Here is a 14307-nt window from a genome sequence, read left to right as displayed (position 1 = left end):
CCGAAGGAGCGGTGTGGAGATGAGCGGTAGGCACAGGAGGACGTGGGCCTCGATGGCCGGCGTGCTGGCGATGGCGCTCTTGGTGAGCGCCTGTGGCGACGACGGCGATGACGGTGCCGAGGGCTCCGCGGCGAGCGCGGACGACCCGGTCACGCTCCGGTTCGCCTGGTGGGGCAACGACGATCGGCGGGAACTCACCGAGAACGCCATCGCCGCGTTCGAGGACCAGCACCCGGAGATCGACATCGAGGGGGAGTTCATCGAGTGGAGCCAGTACTGGGATCGGCTGGCGACGCAGGTCGCGGCCGGCGACGCACCGGACATCATCTCCCAGGAGGAGCGGTTCCTTCGTGAGTACGCCAGCAGGGGCGCTCTGCTGGATCTGTCCGAGTACGACGACGTCATCGACACTTCGCAGCTGGATCCCCTCGTCATCAACGGCGGCGAGGTCGACGGCGGCCTGTACGGCATCCCCACGGGAGTCAACGCCTACGTCGTCTACGCCGACCCGCAGGCGTTCGCCGAAGCGGGGGTGGAGCTGCCCGACGACACCACCTGGACCTGGGACGACTACATCGAGATCGCCAACACCATCTCAGCGAACACCGGCGGCGCGGTCTTCGGTACCCAGGACTACGGCGCCAACGAGGCCGGCTTCAAGATCCTCGCCCGGCAGCACGGCGAGGAGTTGTATGACAAGGACGGTGCGCTCGCGTTCTCTCCTGAGACGCTCGCGCTGTGGTGGGAGTACTCCCTCCGGTTGCGCGACGGCGGCGGGGCGCCGCAGGCGGCCCTGTCGGCCGAGGTGCAAGAGCTGGGCAGCCCGGAGGAAACCCTGATCGGCACCAACAGGGCGGCCATGGCGTGGTACTGGAGCAACACCTTGGCCGCGCTGTCGACCGCGGCCGGGCGCGAGCTGGTGCTGCTCCGGCCGCCCGGTGAGAGCGAGGGCGAGCGCACCGGCAGCTACCTGAAGCCGGCCCAGCATTACTCGATCTCGGCCGACACCGAGCACCCCGAGGAAGCCGCCGTGTTCCTGGACTTCCTGCTCAACGACCCGGCCGCCGTGGACGCCATCGGCTCCGACCGCGGCCTGCCGGTCAACCTCGAACAGCGGGAACGGATCCTCGGCGATCTCACCGAGCACCAGGTCGCCGAGGCCGAGTTCCTGGCGGAGATCCAGGACGACGTCGTGGACTCCCCGCCCGCGCCGCCGGTGGGCGCCGGCGAGGTCGTCGACATCATCAAGCGGATCAACGTCGAGGTCCTCTTCGACCGGCTCGGCCCCGACGAGGCGGCCGAGCAGTTCATCAGCGAGGTCGAGGCGGCCACCGGCTGACGGTGTCCCGTCCTCGTCGCCGTGATCCACCAGCAGATGGAGCGCGGGATTGCAGGCCGACCGCGAGGTCCAAGACGCCGGTGAGCTCCACAAGGTAAAGGAGACCAGTGAACGCAACCATCCCCGGCCCGCGGCGCTACGCCGTCGTCGGCACCGGCAGCAGGGCGCAGATGTACGTCGACGCCCTGCTCACCACCCATGCCGACGTCGGAACGCCGGTCGCCTGGTGCGACGTCAACGCGACCCGGATGTCGTACTACGACGAGCGCGTGCGTGCCGCGTACGGTCCCGACGCGCCGCTGCCGGGCCGGTACCGTCCCGACGACTTCGACGCCCTGCTCGAGGACGTGCGGCCCGACGCCGTCATCGTGACCTCGCCGGACTGGACCCACCACCGCTATGTGGTCGCGGCGCTCGAGCACGGCAGCGACGTCGTGGTCGAGAAGCCGCTGACCACCAGCGTCGACAAGGCCAAGGCCATCGCGGCGGCGGCCCGCGAGTCGTCGGCGGATCTGGTCATGACGTTCAACTACCGCTACTCCCCGCGCAACTCGACGGTGAAGCAGCTGATCCTCGACGGTGCCATCGGCGACGTCACGTCGGTGCACTTCGAGTGGGTGCTCGACACCTCGCACGGCGCGGACTACTTCCGTCGCTGGCACCGCGAGAAGGACCGCTCGGGCGGACTGCTGGTGCACAAGGCCACGCACCACTTCGACCTGGTGAACTGGTGGCTCGACGACGTGCCCGCGACGGTCTTCGCGCTCGGCGGGCTGCGCTTCTACGGCGCCGAGAACGCCAAGGCCCGCGGTCTCGGCCCGCGGCCGGTGCGTAGCCGCGATGACGCCGGCCGGGCCGCCGACCCGTTCGCCCTCGACCTCGCCGCCGACGACACCCTGCGCCGGCTGTACCTGGAGGCCGAGGGCGACGACGGCTACATCCGCGACCAGGACGTGTTCGGCGAGGGCATCACCATCGAGGACAACCTGAACGTCCTGGTCGGGTACGAGCGCGGCGCCAGCCTCAGCTACACGCTGAACGCACATTCGCCGTGGGAGGGGTACCGGGTCGCGTTCAACGGCACTGCCGGGCGCCTCGAGATCGAGGTGGTCGAATCGGCGCACAAGGCCCGCGACGCCGGTGCCGACGTCGAGCGGGTCCGCCGCAAGGGCACCCGGATCGTGTTGCAGCGGCACTGGGAGCCGGCCGTCGAGGTGCCGGTGCCGGACAGCCCGCACGGTGCTCACGGGCCTCATGGACACGGCGGTGGGGATCGACTCCTTCTCGACGACGTGTTCCGCGGCCCCGGCGACGACCCGCTCGGCCGGCCCGCCGGCGCCGCGGACGGCTTCCGCAGCGTCGCGGTCGGGCTGGCCGGTAACGAGTCGCTGGTCACCGGACGGCCGGTGCCGGTGGCGAGCCTCGGCCTGCCGCTGCGTGCAGACGAGCTGCGCCCGGCGAGTGCGCCGTGAGAATCCTGGTCACCGGCGGGTCCGGGCGGCTGGGCGAGAGCGTCGTCCAGGGGCTGCTGCAGGCCGGCCACGACGTCGTCAGCGTCGACCTGCGCGCGCCGACGCGGCATCGTGAGCACTGGTTCGCCGCGGACCTGACGGTGGTGGACGAGGCGAGCTGGGCGCTGGCGCGGGTGCGGCCCGATGCGGTGGTGCACCTGGCCGCGATCGCGGTCCCGTTCAGCCGGCCGGAGCGGGAGATCCTGCGCACCAACACCGCGCTGGCCTACAACGTGTGCCGGTCCGCGCTGGATGCCGGCGCCGGCACCGTCGTGGTGGCCTCGAGCCCGACCGTGGTCGGGTACGGCGCGCCGACCGGGTGGGCGCCGTCCTATCTGCCGATCGACGAGACGCACCCGGTGCGGCCGTGGAACGCCTACGGGCTGTCCAAACTGATGGCCGAGCATGTGATGCGGATGTTCACCGCGCAGGCCGGTGACCGGATGCGGCTGGCCGCGATCCGGCCCTGCTACGTGATCGCCGAGGACGAGTGGGCCGGCGCGCCGACCCAGCAGGGACACACCGTGCGGGAGCGGCTGGACGACCCGGCGCTGGCGGCGGGGTCGCTGTTCAACTACGTCGACGCCCGCGACGCCGCGGACTTCGTCGAGGTGCTGCTGCGCCGCGCGGAGGACGTGCCCAACGGGGAGACGTTCTTCGTCGGGGCCGCCGATGCGCTGGCCCGCGAGCCGCTGGCCGAGCTGCTGCCGCGCTACCACCCCGGCACCACCGGCATCGCCGACGTCCTGGCCGGGACCGGGTCGGCGTTCAGCAACGCCAACGCCGAACGCCTGCTCGGCTGGAAACCCGAACGCAGCTGGCGCACGGAGCTGCGGTGAGCACCGTCGCCGGACTGTCCGCGCGGGTGCTGCGGCTGCCGCTGCGCCGGCCGTGGGGTCCGGACGTGCCGCGGGTGCACGTCATCGAGGTCGTGCTGACGACGTCGGACGGCGCGGATGGCCGCGGGTTCAGCTGGACGCCGACCATCGGCGCCGGCGCGGTGCACGCGCTGCTCACGCAGGACATCGCCGAGTGGCTCGTGGGCCGGCCGGCCGAGCCGGAGGTCGTCTGGGACGGGCTGTGGCGGCACCTCCACGAGGCCGGCAGCGGCGGCGTCACGACCATCGCGCTGGCCGGCGTCGACCTCGCGCTTTGGGACCTGCGCGGCCGGCGGGCCGGGCTGGGCCTCACCGACCTGCTCGGCCGGCGGCACGACTCTGCCGAGGTGTACGGCAGCGGCGTCAACCTGCACTACTCGCTGGACGAACTGGTCGCCCAGGCCGAGCGGTGGGTCGACACGGGGCACGGCGCGGTCAAGATGAAGGTCGGCCGGCCGTCGCTGGACGAGGACGTCGAACGGGTGGCGGCCGTGCGGGAGGTTCTCGGGCCCCGGCGCCGATTGATGGTCGACGCGAACCAGCGCTGGGACCTGCCGACGGCCCGCCGTGCGATCGCCGCACTGGCGCCGTACGACCTGTATTGGGTCGAGGAGCCGCTGCTGGCCGACGCGACGTGGGCGTACGCGGAGCTGCGTCGCGCGACCGGCGTTCCGATCGCGCTCGGCGAGAACGCGCACACGATCCACCGCTTCCGCGACCTGCTCGACGCCGGTGCCTGCGACGTCGTGCAGCCCAACGTCGTGCGGGTCGGCGGCATCACGCCGTTCCTGCGCATCGTCGCGCTGGCCAGGAGCTACGGGGTGAGCGTCGCGCCGCACCTGCTGCCGGAGCTGTCCGGCCAGCTGGCGCTGACGCTGCCCGAGCCCACGATTGTCGAGGACGTCGAGGACGCCTCGTTCGCCGCGCTGGGCTGCCTCGCCGAGCCGAGCGGCGTCGTCATCGCGGACGCTCGGCTGACGGCGGCGACGGCGCCCGGGCTGGGCCTCAGGTTCGCCTGAGGCCGGTCACTCCGTCGGTGTCTCCGTGCCGGTCGGCTCCTCAGCAGGCTGGCCGGTCGGCTCGCCGGTGGGTGCCTCGGTCGCCTCGGCGGTGGGCTCGTCCGCCGGGGTCTCAGCCGGCTCGGCCGGCAGCGCCTCGGCGTAGGGACCCTCCGCGGGCCGCACGAGCGCGTGGACGGTGGTGCGCGGCGCGCGGTCGAAGCGGAACTCGACGGTGACCGTGTGCCCCGGATCGGCCTCGACGTCGAAGCCGTCGACGCGGTCGGCGTCGGGCCCGATATCGGCGATGCCGCTGACGGGCAGCTCGACCGGACCGTCGGCGAGGTCGGCGGTGACGTCGCCGATGACGACCTCGACCAGTTCGTCGTCGCTGTTTCCGCGGTTCGTCAGCGTGGCGATGACGGTGGCCGTGCCGTCGCCGTCGGACACCACCTGGACGTTGCGCAGGCCGATGTCGCCGGCCTCGGCGTTCACGCCGTTGTCGGCGGAGTACCACCGCTGGGTCTGCTCGTGGATGCTGCAGCCGGCCACGCCCAGCACCAGGACCGGGGCGGCGACGAGAACCAGACGCCGGACAGCAACCTTCACCACGTGCTCCTCGAAAGCGCGCTCACAGTGGACAGACCGCGGACCAGCGTACCGGCGCCGTCCCGGCGCTCGGTCACCGGCACCCGCTCCTACCTGGTGGGACAGCAAGATCGATGACCTTGGAATGGGGTGAATCGGACACTCCGGAGCGGCCGCCGAAGGCGTATGACGAGCGACCGCAGCACGCCGAATGGCCATTTGTCAACCCCCATCACTGGCGCTGACCAGCACAAACGCTCATCCGAGTCGTGAAAATCGTGCTATCATCGGTGGGGGAAAGGGGACAGGAACACATGACTTTCAAGGTCGGCGAAACGGTTGTCTACCCCCATCACGGGGCTGCGCTCATCGAGGCGATCGAGTCCCGGGTCATCAAAGGAGAGGAACGTCAGTACCTCGTCCTGAAGGTCACGCAAGGTGACCTGACCGTTCGCGTCCCGGCTGACAACGTCGACCTCGTCGGCGTGCGCGACGTCGTCAACCAGGAAGGGCTCGATCGCGTCTTCGAGGTGCTGCGCATGCCGCACACCGAAGAGCCCACCAACTGGTCGCGCCGGTACAAGGCGAACCTCGAGAAGCTCGCGTCGGGTGATGTCATCAAGGTGGCCGAGGTCGTCCGCGACCTCTGGCGGCGCGAGCGCGACCGCGGGCTGTCCGCGGGCGAGAAGCGCATGCTGGCCAAGGCCCGTCAGGTGCTCGTCTCCGAGCTGGCCCTGGCCGAGAACACGAACGAGGACAAGGCCGAGACTCTGCTCGACGAGGTTCTCGCGGGCTGACAGGCGCGCGTCGAACGGGGCATGATCCCGTCGTGAACGTCGCGTGCATCGTGGTCGCCGCCGGTCGTGGTGAGCGGCTGGGCGAAGGTCGCCCGAAGGCGTTCGTCGAGGTCGGCGGGCGTCCCCTGGTCTGGCATGCTCTGCGGGCCGCCTCCGGCGCCGCCCGGGTCACACACGTGGTCGTGGTGGCGCCGGACGGTTTCGAGGGCGACCCCGCTCTGGGCGGCGCGGTCGCCGTCGTGCCCGGCGGCGCCACCCGGCAGCACTCGGTCGCGAACGGGCTGGCCGCGCTGCCCGGCGACACCGAGGTCGTGCTCGTGCACGACGCCGCCCGCTGCCTGGCGCCGTCCCAGCTGTTCGACGCCGTGGCGGCCGGCGTCCTGGCCGGGCACGACGCCGTCATCCCGGGGCTGCCCGTCGTCGACACCCTGAAGGTGGTCGACGGCGCCGGCCGGGTCACGGCCACCCCCGACCGCACCGAGCTGCGCGCCGTCCAGACCCCGCAGGGCTTCCGCCGCACGGTCCTCGAGCGGGCGCATGCGGCCGCCGTCGAGCGCGGCGACACCGACGCACCCGACGACGCCGCGCTGGTCGAGCGCATCGGGCTGCCCGTCCACGTCGTCGCCGGCCACTCGGACGCCTTCAAGGTGACGCGGCCGCAGGATCTGCTGCTCGCCGAGACCGTGCTGGCCCGGCGGGCGGCCGCCGTATGACCGCCCCGGCTCCTCGGGTCGGCCTCGGCGTCGACGTCCACCGGCTGGAGCCCGGCCGCCCGTGCTGGGTGGCCGGCTTGCACTGGCCGGACGAGCCGGCCGGCCCCGTTGGCCACTCCGACGGCGACGTCGCCGCCCACGCCGTCTGTGACGCCCTGCTCTCCGCCGCCGGCCTCGGCGACCTCGGCTCCGTCTTCGGTACCGACCGCCCCGAATGGGCCGGCGCCTCCGGTGTCGCGCTGCTCGGCGAGACCGCGCGGCTGGTCCGCGCGGCGTCGTTCGCGATCGGCAACGCCTCGGTCCAGGTCGTCGGCATCCGCCCGCGCATCGGCTCCCGCCGCGACGAGGCCCAGGCGGTTCTGTCCGAGGCGATCGGCGCCCCGGTGAGCGTCAGCGGCACCACGACGGACGGGCTGGGCCTCACCGGTCGCGGCGAGGGTCTCGCTGCCGTCGCCACCGCGCTGCTGCTCAAGCCCGCGGACAGCTGACCCGACGCCGGCTCGGCGAGGGCCGTAGGACGAGGCGTATTCACGGTTCACCAGGGATGCATGCCTGGTGAAGCGGGTGCACCCCTACTCAACGTGATCATTTCAGGGTCTTCTGCTGCTTTCGTTGGTGCGTTTCCCGGTGAGGAGTCGGTGTGACCTGGGCCCAAGCCAACGAGGAACGCCACCCGGCCAGCGTTGATCTTGGAGTTGTTCGGTCATCTATCGGACATTTCACCCTCCAATTGCCGAACAACTCCAAGATCAACGCGGGAGTGTCCGGAGGGAGCTCTGCCTGCTGTGGCGCGGGAAACTCCCTCCCGATCACGCACCCGGATGACACCTCACCCGCGTGAGAGCCGCAACGGGGACCCGTCGGCACGCCAGGAGGCCATCAGACGGGTGAGGTGTCCGCCCGGCAAGTGAGGACACCGGCTGATGCCCGGCAAACCGGCGAATGCCCACCCCGCCGACGGATGCCGGGCCGATCCCCGCCGTGTCCGCCGGTTTCGCGGGCATCCACCGGTATCGCGGGTACCAGCCACGGCACCCGTTCCGCGATCGGACCTGAGGCGCTCACCCACCCACGGAAGCAGCAGAAGAGCCTCATTTCATTTCACCGTCGGGCTACTTGCGCAGGCGTAGGGCCTGCATGCCGCCGTCGACGGCGATGGTGGTGCCGGTGACGGAGCCGGCGGCGGGGCCGGCGAGATAGACGATGGCGGCGGCGACGTCCTCGGGCGGGACGAGCCGGCCGGTGGGCTGGCGGGCCTCCAGGGCGGCGCGTTCGGCGGCGGGGTCGGGGGCGGCGTCAAGGAGGCGGGTGACCCAGGGGGTGTCGGCGGTGCCGGGGTTGACGGCATTGACGCGGATGCCGTCGGGGAGGTGATCGGCGGCCATGGCCTGGGTGAGGGAGAGGACGGCGCCCTTGGTGGCGGAGTAGAGGGCACGCTGCGGAAGTCCGGCGGTGGCGGCGACGGAGCAGACGTTGACGATGGCCGCGTGCTCCGACTTCCGGAGGTAGGGGAGGGCGGCGCGGGTGACCCGGACCATGCCGACGACGTTGACGTCGTAGACGCGGTGCCATTCGTCATCGGGGTTGTCCTCGACGGTGCCGGCGGCGCCGATGCCGGCGTTGTTGACGACGATGTCGAGGCCGCCGAACCGCTCCGCGACGGCGGTCACCGCGGCGGCGACACCGTTGGAGTCGGTGACGTCGCATTGGACGGCGTAGAGGTCGGATGGGGCGCCGTCGATGGCGCGGTCCAGCACGCCGACCGACGCGCCGGCGGCGGCCAGTCGCCGCGCCGTGGCCAGTCCGATGCCCGACGCGCCGCCGGTCACCACCGCGGTCAGACCGTCCAGTTCACCCATGGTCCGCTCCCTGACTCGTCGCTGCTGTTCGATCGCGCGAGACATCCTATGTCATTGTGGTCAGACCACCGGGCAGACCGAACGCCGTGGCAGACTGGTGCGCACAGACATCCGATGTATGAGCGCCGTCCACGGACCAGAAGGGCCGCCATGAGCCAGATCACCGCACTCGACACGTTCGACCTGCGCTTTCCGACGTCGCGGATGTTGGACGGGTCCGACGCGATGAACCCCGACCCGGACTACTCCGCGGCGTACGTGATCGTGCGCACGGACGACGCCGGCCCCGACGGTCACGGGTTCGTGTTCACCATCGGCCGCGGCAACGACGTGCAGGTCGCGGCGATCGACGCGCTCCGGCCGCTGCTGGTCGGGGCCGACGTCGACGCGCTGCTGGCGGACATGGGGAGCGCCTGGCGGCGTCTGGTGCACGACTCCCAGCTGCGCTGGCTCGGCCCGGAGAAGGGCGTCATGCACATGGCCATCGGCGCCGTGGTGAACGCGCTATGGGACCTCGCGGCCAAGCGCGCCGGCGTCCCGCTGTGGCGGCTGCTGTCCGGCCTCTCGCCGGAGCGCATCGTTGACCTCGTCGACTTCCGATACCTCACCGACGTGCTCGACCCGGCCGAGGCGCTGCACCTGCTGCAGGCCGCCGAGCCGGGCCGGGCCGAGCGGGCCGCCGACCTCGTCGCCCGCGGTTACCCCGCCTACACCACGACGCCGGGGTGGCTCGGGTACGACGACGCCAAGCTGGCCCGGCTGACCCGCGAGGCCATCGACGCCGGCTTCACCCAGATCAAGCTGAAGGTCGGCGGCAACCTCGAGGACGACGTCCGCCGGCTCGGCATCGCCCGGGAGATCTGCGGCCCGGAGCTCCGCATCGCCATCGACGCCAACCAGCGCTGGGACGTCGACGAGGCGGTGCGCTGGGTGAAGGAGCTGGCGCCGTTCGATCCGTGGTGGGTCGAGGAACCGACCAGTCCCGACGACGTCCTCGGCCACGCCGCCATCGCAGAGCGGATCGCGCCGGTCCGCGTCGCCACCGGAGAGCACGTCGCCAACCGGGTGGTGTTCAAGCAGCTGCTGCAGGCGGGGGCGACGCAGTTCGTGCAGATCGACGCCACCCGCGTCGCCGGTGTCAACGAGAACCTGGCGATCCTGCTGCTCGCGGCCAAGTTCGGCGTCCCGGTCTGCCCGCACGCCGGCGGGGTCGGGCTGTGCGAGGCCGTGCAGCACCTGGCCATGGTCGACTACGTCGCGGTCAGCGGCAGCACCGAGAACCGCGTCATCGAGTACGTCGACCATCTGCACGAGCACTTCGCCGACCCGGTCCGCATCGAGAACGGCCGCTACCGCGCGCCGGAGCGGCCCGGCGCCGGCACCGAGATCCTGGTCCCGTCGCTGGTCGCCTACCGGTTCCCGGACGGTGACGTGTGGCGCTGACGCTGAGCCGGCTGGGCTTCGGCGCCGCCCCGATCGCCGGGCTCTACACCGCCGTCGACCCGGACACCGCGGCCGCCGCCGTCGACGCGGCATGGGACGCCGGGATCCGCTACTTCGACACCGCACCGCACTACGGGCTCGGGGTGTCCGAGCGCCGGCTCGGCGCCGCGCTGACCGGGCGCGACCGCGACGCGTACGTCGTCTCGACGAAGGCGGGCCGGCTGCTGGTCCCCGACGACGGCGGCGGCACCGACGACGAGGCGAGCTTCGCCGTCCCGGCCACGCACCGCCGGGTGTGGGATCTCAGCCGCGATGGCATCCGTCGCAGTTTCGACGACAGCCTGGCCAGACTCGGCCTGGACCGGATCGACGTCCTGTACCTGCACGACCCGGAGGAACGGCTGGACGAGGCGCTGGCGACGGCGCTACCGGCCCTGGCGGAACTGCGCAGCGAGGGCGCCGTGCGGGCCGTCGGCGCCGGATCGAAGGACGCTGCTGCGCTGGCCCGGCTGGTCCGCACCGGCGGCCTCGACGTCGTCATGGTCGCCGGCCGCTACACACTGCTGGAGCAGCCCGCGCTGGACGACCTGTTCCCCGCCTGTGCCGCCGCTGGTACGGACGTCGTCGCCGCCGGGGTGTTCAACTCAGGGCTGCTCGCCGCGCAGGACCCTGATCCGGGCAGCACCTACGAGTACGGCGCGGTGCCGCCGGCCGTGCTGGCCCGTGCGCGCGCCCTCGCCGCCGTCTGCGCCGAGCACGGCGCCGTCCTGCCGCAGGCCGCACTGCAGTTCCCGCTGCGGCACCCGCTGGTACGGTCCGCCGTCGTCGGCATGCGCAGCCCGGACGAGGTCCGCCGGAACGCCGCCTGGCTGAGCAGCCCCGTCGCACCCGAGCTCTGGGCGGCCCTGGAGAAGCGCGGGCTCATCCCCGCCGGCGGGGCCAGCGCAGCGGCGGCGCCTTGAGCACCGTCACGGAGATCATCAAGGCCAGCAGCCCCAGCGCCACGCCGCCGGGGATGTCGCTGAGCCAGTGGTAGTCGAGGGCAGTCATGAGGAACCCGGTGACCAGCACCCCGGCGCCGGCCACCCACAGGTAGAGGCGGAGCCGCACCGGATCGGGTTTCAGTCCGTTCGCCCCGAACAGCACCACGACCAGCAGGAACCAGGTGAGCGTGGCATTGGCGGTGTGCCCGGACGGGAAGGCCTGGCCGACGCCGTGCAGCACGTCCTGGCCGCTGGCCGGCGGCGTGCGGCTGAGCCCGAACTTGATCCAGTACCCGATGAACAGCACCGTCGCCAGCCCGGACGCGATGGCGACGAGCACCCGGATGCTGCGCTGCTTGTAGGCCACGAACAGGCCGACCGCCGCGATGATCGGCAACGTGTAGAGCCGCTGGCCGCCGAGGCTGGCCAGAGCGTCGAGCAGCCCCTTCGTGATCCCGTCGGGCTGGCGGGCGTCGACGTAGACGTGGAAGTCCCAGTCCCACGCGACGAACCAGCCGCGCTCGAGGACCTGCCAGGTCATCAGGCCCAGCGCCGCGGCGCAGACCAGACCGGCGGACACCGATGGAGCCCACCACGGCCACTCACGCCGGGCGGACACTCGGGTCGGTACGTCGTCGGTCACCATGGTCACTGTTCATTGTTCCCCATCGGACCGGCGATATGGGAACGGCGACGTGCCCGGGCGGCCGTGCGACGGCTCCGGAGTGGCTACCCTTGTCCGGTGAGTCTTCGCCTGTACGACACTGCCAGCAGTGAGATCCACGACTTCGTCCCGGTCGTCCCGGGCAAGGTCGGGATCTACCACTGTGGGCTGACCGTGCAGGGACCGCCCCACATCGGCCACATCCGCAAGGAAGTCGTCTTCGACGTGCTGCGGCGCTGGTTCGAGCACAACGGCTACGAGGTCACCATCGTGGCCAACGTCACCGACATCGACGACAAGATCCTCACCAAGTCGGCCGAGTCGGGCCGCCCGTGGTGGGCGTGGGCGTACGAGAACGAGCGCGCGCTCGACGCCGCCTACGAGGTGCTCGGCTGCCTGCCGGCCACCTACCAGCCACGGGCCACCGGGCACATCCCCGAGATGGTCGACCTGATGCAGCAGCTCATCGACCGCGGGCACGCCTACGTGGCCGAGGACGGCTCCGGCGACGTCTACTTCGACGTGCGGTCGTGGCCGTCGTACGGCGAGCTGTCCGGCCAGAAGGTCGACGAGATGGAGGCGGCCGCCGACGCCGACCCGCGCGGCAAGCGCGACCCCCGCGACTTCGCGCTATGGAAGGGCCACAAGCCCGGCGAGCCGGACACCGCGTCGTGGCCCACTCCGTTCGGCCGCGGTCGGCCCGGCTGGCACCTGGAGTGCTCGGCGATGGCCGGCAAGTACCTCGGCGACGAGTTCGACATCCACGGCGGCGGCATCGACCTGCGGTTCCCGCACCACGAGAACGAGCTCGCCCAGTCGCGCGCGGCCGGGCGCCCCTTCGTCCGCACGTGGATGCACAACGGCTGGGTCACCACCGCCGGCGAGAAGATGAGCAAGTCGCTGGGCAACTCGCTGCTGGTCGCCGACGTCGTGCAGCGCATCCGGCCGATCGAGCTGCGCTACTACCTCGCCGCGCCGCACTACCGCAGCCACGTCGAGTTCTCCGAGGAGTCGCTGGCCGAGGCGGCCGCGGCGTTCCGGCGCATCGAGGGCTACGTGGTCCGGGCGGACGAGGTGACGACCGACGTCCAGCCTGCCGCAGACGTCCCCGCGGCGTTCCGGGCGGCCATGGACGACGACCTCTCGGTGCCGCAGGCGCTGGCGGTGCTGTTCGACACCGTCCGCGAGGGCAACACGCTGCTGACGTCCGGCGAGCGGGTCGAGCTGCGGGCCAACCTCGCGTCGGTGCGGGCCATGCTCGGGGTGCTGGGCCTCGACCCGCTGTCCGAGCCGTGGCTGGGCCTGGGGACGATCGGCAGCGGCGGCGACCGCCTGCGCGGCGCCGTCGACGTCCTGGTCCAGACGGTGCTCGAACAGCGTCAGCTGGCCCGTGAGAGCCGCGACTTCGCCACGGCCGACGCTCTGCGCGACCGCCTCAAGGCGGCCGGCATCGTCGTCGAGGACAACCCAGACGGGACCCGCTGGCAGCTGGCCGACGAGCCCGGCGATCATGGAGGCAGTCACTGATGGCCGGCAACTCCCAGCGCCGCGGCGCCATGCGCAAGACCGGTACGAAGAAGGGCATGGTCGTCGGGTCCGGCGGGCAGCGCCGCAAGGCGCTCAAGGGCAAGGGCCCCACCCCGAAGGCCGAGGAGCGTACGGGGCACCCGGCGTCGCGCAAGGCGGCTGCGGCCCGCAAGGCGGCCGAGAAGGCCGCCGAGGCTCGCCGTGTCGGCGCCACCGGGCGGCCGGGCGCCGCCGAGACCGTCGCCGGGCGCAACGCCGTCGTCGAGGCGTTGCGGGCCGAGGTCCCGGTCAAGGCGCTCTACGTGGCCGAACGCATCGACAGTGACGACCGCGTCCGCGACGTCCTGAAGATCGCCGCTGAGCGGAGCCTGCCGCTGCTCGAGGCGCCCCGCTCGGAGCTGGACCGCATCACCGGCGGCGCGGTGCACCAGGGGCTGGCGCTGACGCTGCCGCCGTACGAGTACGCCGATCCGGCCGACCTCGTCGCCGCGGCGTTCGAGGCCGGCGAGGTGCCGCTGATCGTCGCGCTCGACGGCGTCACCGACCCGCGCAACCTGGGCGCCGTCGTCCGCTCGGCCGCCGCGTTCGGCGCCCACGGCGTCGTCGTGCCCGAGCGGCGCAGCGCCGGCATGACGGCCGGCGCCTGGAAGACCTCCGCGGGCGCGGCCGCCCGCCTGCCCGTCGCCAAGGCGACCAACCTGGCCAGGGCCCTGCGCGCGTACCAGGAGGCCGGACTGTTCGTCATCGGGCTCGACGGCGCCGGCGACACCGACATCGCGGCCGCCCGCGCCCTGGACCAGCCGCTGTGTCTGGTGGTCGGATCCGAGGGCGCCGGCATGTCCCGCATCGTCACCGAGACCTGCGACCTGGTCGTGCGGATCCCCATCGTGAGCAGCGTCGAGTCGCTCAACGCGGGTGTCGCGGCCGGGGTCGCACTCTACGAGGTCACCCGGGCCAGGAACGTCACCGAGTCGAGGTAGGCTACGCCCGATCACTGACGCCGTCGC

At 72.1% G+C, this 14307-nt stretch carries 14 protein-coding genes; 11 read left to right on the top strand and 3 right to left on the bottom strand.

The annotated features are described in order from the left end of the window. The first annotated feature begins 19 nt into the window (after nt 1–19). The 4 genes from E1262_RS23205 (at nt 20) to E1262_RS23190 (ending at nt 4747) form a co-directional block, all read left to right on the top strand. Complete coding sequence (locus E1262_RS23205) at nt 20–1339, top strand: ABC transporter substrate-binding protein (protein ID WP_132106079.1); 1320 nt, start codon at nt 20–22, stop codon at nt 1337–1339. Nucleotides 1340–1446: 107 nt separating this feature from the next. After that, on the top strand, nt 1447–2811 hold the full coding sequence (locus tag E1262_RS23200) for a Gfo/Idh/MocA family oxidoreductase (RefSeq protein WP_203454261.1): 1365 nt from the start codon (nt 1447–1449) through the stop codon (nt 2809–2811). Further along, on the top strand, nt 2808–3689 hold the full coding sequence (locus tag E1262_RS23195; protein WP_132106077.1) for an NAD-dependent epimerase/dehydratase family protein: 882 nt from the start codon (nt 2808–2810) through the stop codon (nt 3687–3689). Before E1262_RS23200 ends, E1262_RS23195 begins: the two co-directional genes overlap by 4 nt. Continuing rightward, entirely contained in the window at nt 3686–4747 is a 1062-nt protein-coding gene (locus tag E1262_RS23190) for a mandelate racemase/muconate lactonizing enzyme family protein (protein ID WP_203454259.1), read from the top strand. The genes E1262_RS23195 and E1262_RS23190 overlap by 4 nt, the downstream gene beginning before the upstream one ends. A 6-nt stretch (nt 4748–4753) precedes the next feature. On the opposite strand, the gene E1262_RS23185 is transcribed toward E1262_RS23190, so the two are convergent. After that, the gene (locus E1262_RS23185; protein WP_132106075.1) at nt 4754–5335 is read right to left on the bottom strand and encodes a PT domain-containing protein; all 582 of its coding nucleotides are present in this window, start codon (nt 5333–5335) and stop codon (nt 4754–4756) included. 293 nt (nt 5336–5628) lie between these two features. Between E1262_RS23185 and E1262_RS23180 the strand changes: the two genes are divergently transcribed. From E1262_RS23180 to ispF, 3 genes are read left to right on the top strand one after another with little or no spacing between them, the layout of a single operon-like run. Continuing rightward, nucleotides 5629–6111, top strand: coding sequence for a CarD family transcriptional regulator (locus tag E1262_RS23180; protein ID WP_026877634.1), 483 nt, complete (start codon nt 5629–5631; stop codon nt 6109–6111). Between the two features lie 32 nt (nt 6112–6143). Continuing rightward, nucleotides 6144–6824: a 2-C-methyl-D-erythritol 4-phosphate cytidylyltransferase gene (gene ispD, locus E1262_RS23175; protein ID WP_203454257.1), complete on the top strand. Its 681-nt coding sequence runs from the start codon at nt 6144–6146 to the stop codon at nt 6822–6824. Continuing rightward, the gene (gene ispF, locus E1262_RS23170; protein WP_132106071.1) at nt 6821–7312 is read left to right on the top strand and encodes a 2-C-methyl-D-erythritol 2,4-cyclodiphosphate synthase; all 492 of its coding nucleotides are present in this window, start codon (nt 6821–6823) and stop codon (nt 7310–7312) included. Before ispD ends, ispF begins: the two co-directional genes overlap by 4 nt. Nucleotides 7313–7936: 624 nt before the next feature. On the opposite strand, the gene E1262_RS23165 is transcribed toward ispF, so the two are convergent. After that, nucleotides 7937–8683 (bottom strand): SDR family NAD(P)-dependent oxidoreductase, encoded by a 747-nt coding sequence (locus E1262_RS23165; protein ID WP_132106069.1) that lies wholly within the window; start codon nt 8681–8683, stop codon nt 7937–7939. 150 nt (nt 8684–8833) lie between these two features. Here E1262_RS23165 and E1262_RS23160 point away from each other — a divergent pair, with 150 nt between their 5' ends. Both E1262_RS23160 and E1262_RS23155 read left to right on the top strand, forming a co-directional pair. After that, nucleotides 8834–10126: an L-fuconate dehydratase gene (locus E1262_RS23160; RefSeq protein ID WP_132106067.1), complete on the top strand. Its 1293-nt coding sequence runs from the start codon at nt 8834–8836 to the stop codon at nt 10124–10126. Continuing rightward, a complete protein-coding gene (locus E1262_RS23155) occupies nt 10117–11088 on the top strand; it encodes an aldo/keto reductase (RefSeq protein ID WP_132106065.1) in 972 nt (323 codons plus the stop codon). Before E1262_RS23160 ends, E1262_RS23155 begins: the two co-directional genes overlap by 10 nt. On the opposite strand, the gene E1262_RS23150 is transcribed toward E1262_RS23155, so the two are convergent. After that, nucleotides 11048–11689: a phosphatase PAP2 family protein gene (locus tag E1262_RS23150; protein WP_162606039.1), complete on the bottom strand. Its 642-nt coding sequence runs from the start codon at nt 11687–11689 to the stop codon at nt 11048–11050. The genes E1262_RS23155 and E1262_RS23150 overlap by 41 nt on opposite strands. Nucleotides 11690–11851: 162 nt before the next feature. Between E1262_RS23150 and cysS the strand changes: the two genes are divergently transcribed. Both cysS and rlmB read left to right on the top strand, forming a co-directional pair. Continuing rightward, nucleotides 11852–13300 (top strand): cysteine--tRNA ligase, encoded by a 1449-nt coding sequence (cysS, locus tag E1262_RS23145; protein ID WP_132106062.1) that lies wholly within the window; start codon nt 11852–11854, stop codon nt 13298–13300. Then, on the top strand, nt 13300–14280 hold the full coding sequence (gene rlmB / locus E1262_RS23140; protein ID WP_132106060.1) for a 23S rRNA (guanosine(2251)-2'-O)-methyltransferase RlmB: 981 nt from the start codon (nt 13300–13302) through the stop codon (nt 14278–14280). Before cysS ends, rlmB begins: the two co-directional genes overlap by 1 nt. Nucleotides 14281–14307 lie beyond the last annotated feature (27 nt).

The organism is Jiangella aurantiaca (genome assembly GCF_004349105.1).
In the GTDB taxonomy this organism is placed as follows: Bacteria; Actinomycetota; Actinomycetes; order Jiangellales; family Jiangellaceae; genus Jiangella; species Jiangella aurantiaca.
Note: the sequence above shows the minus strand (reverse complement) of the source record. Positions and strands in the feature narration are given on the sequence as shown.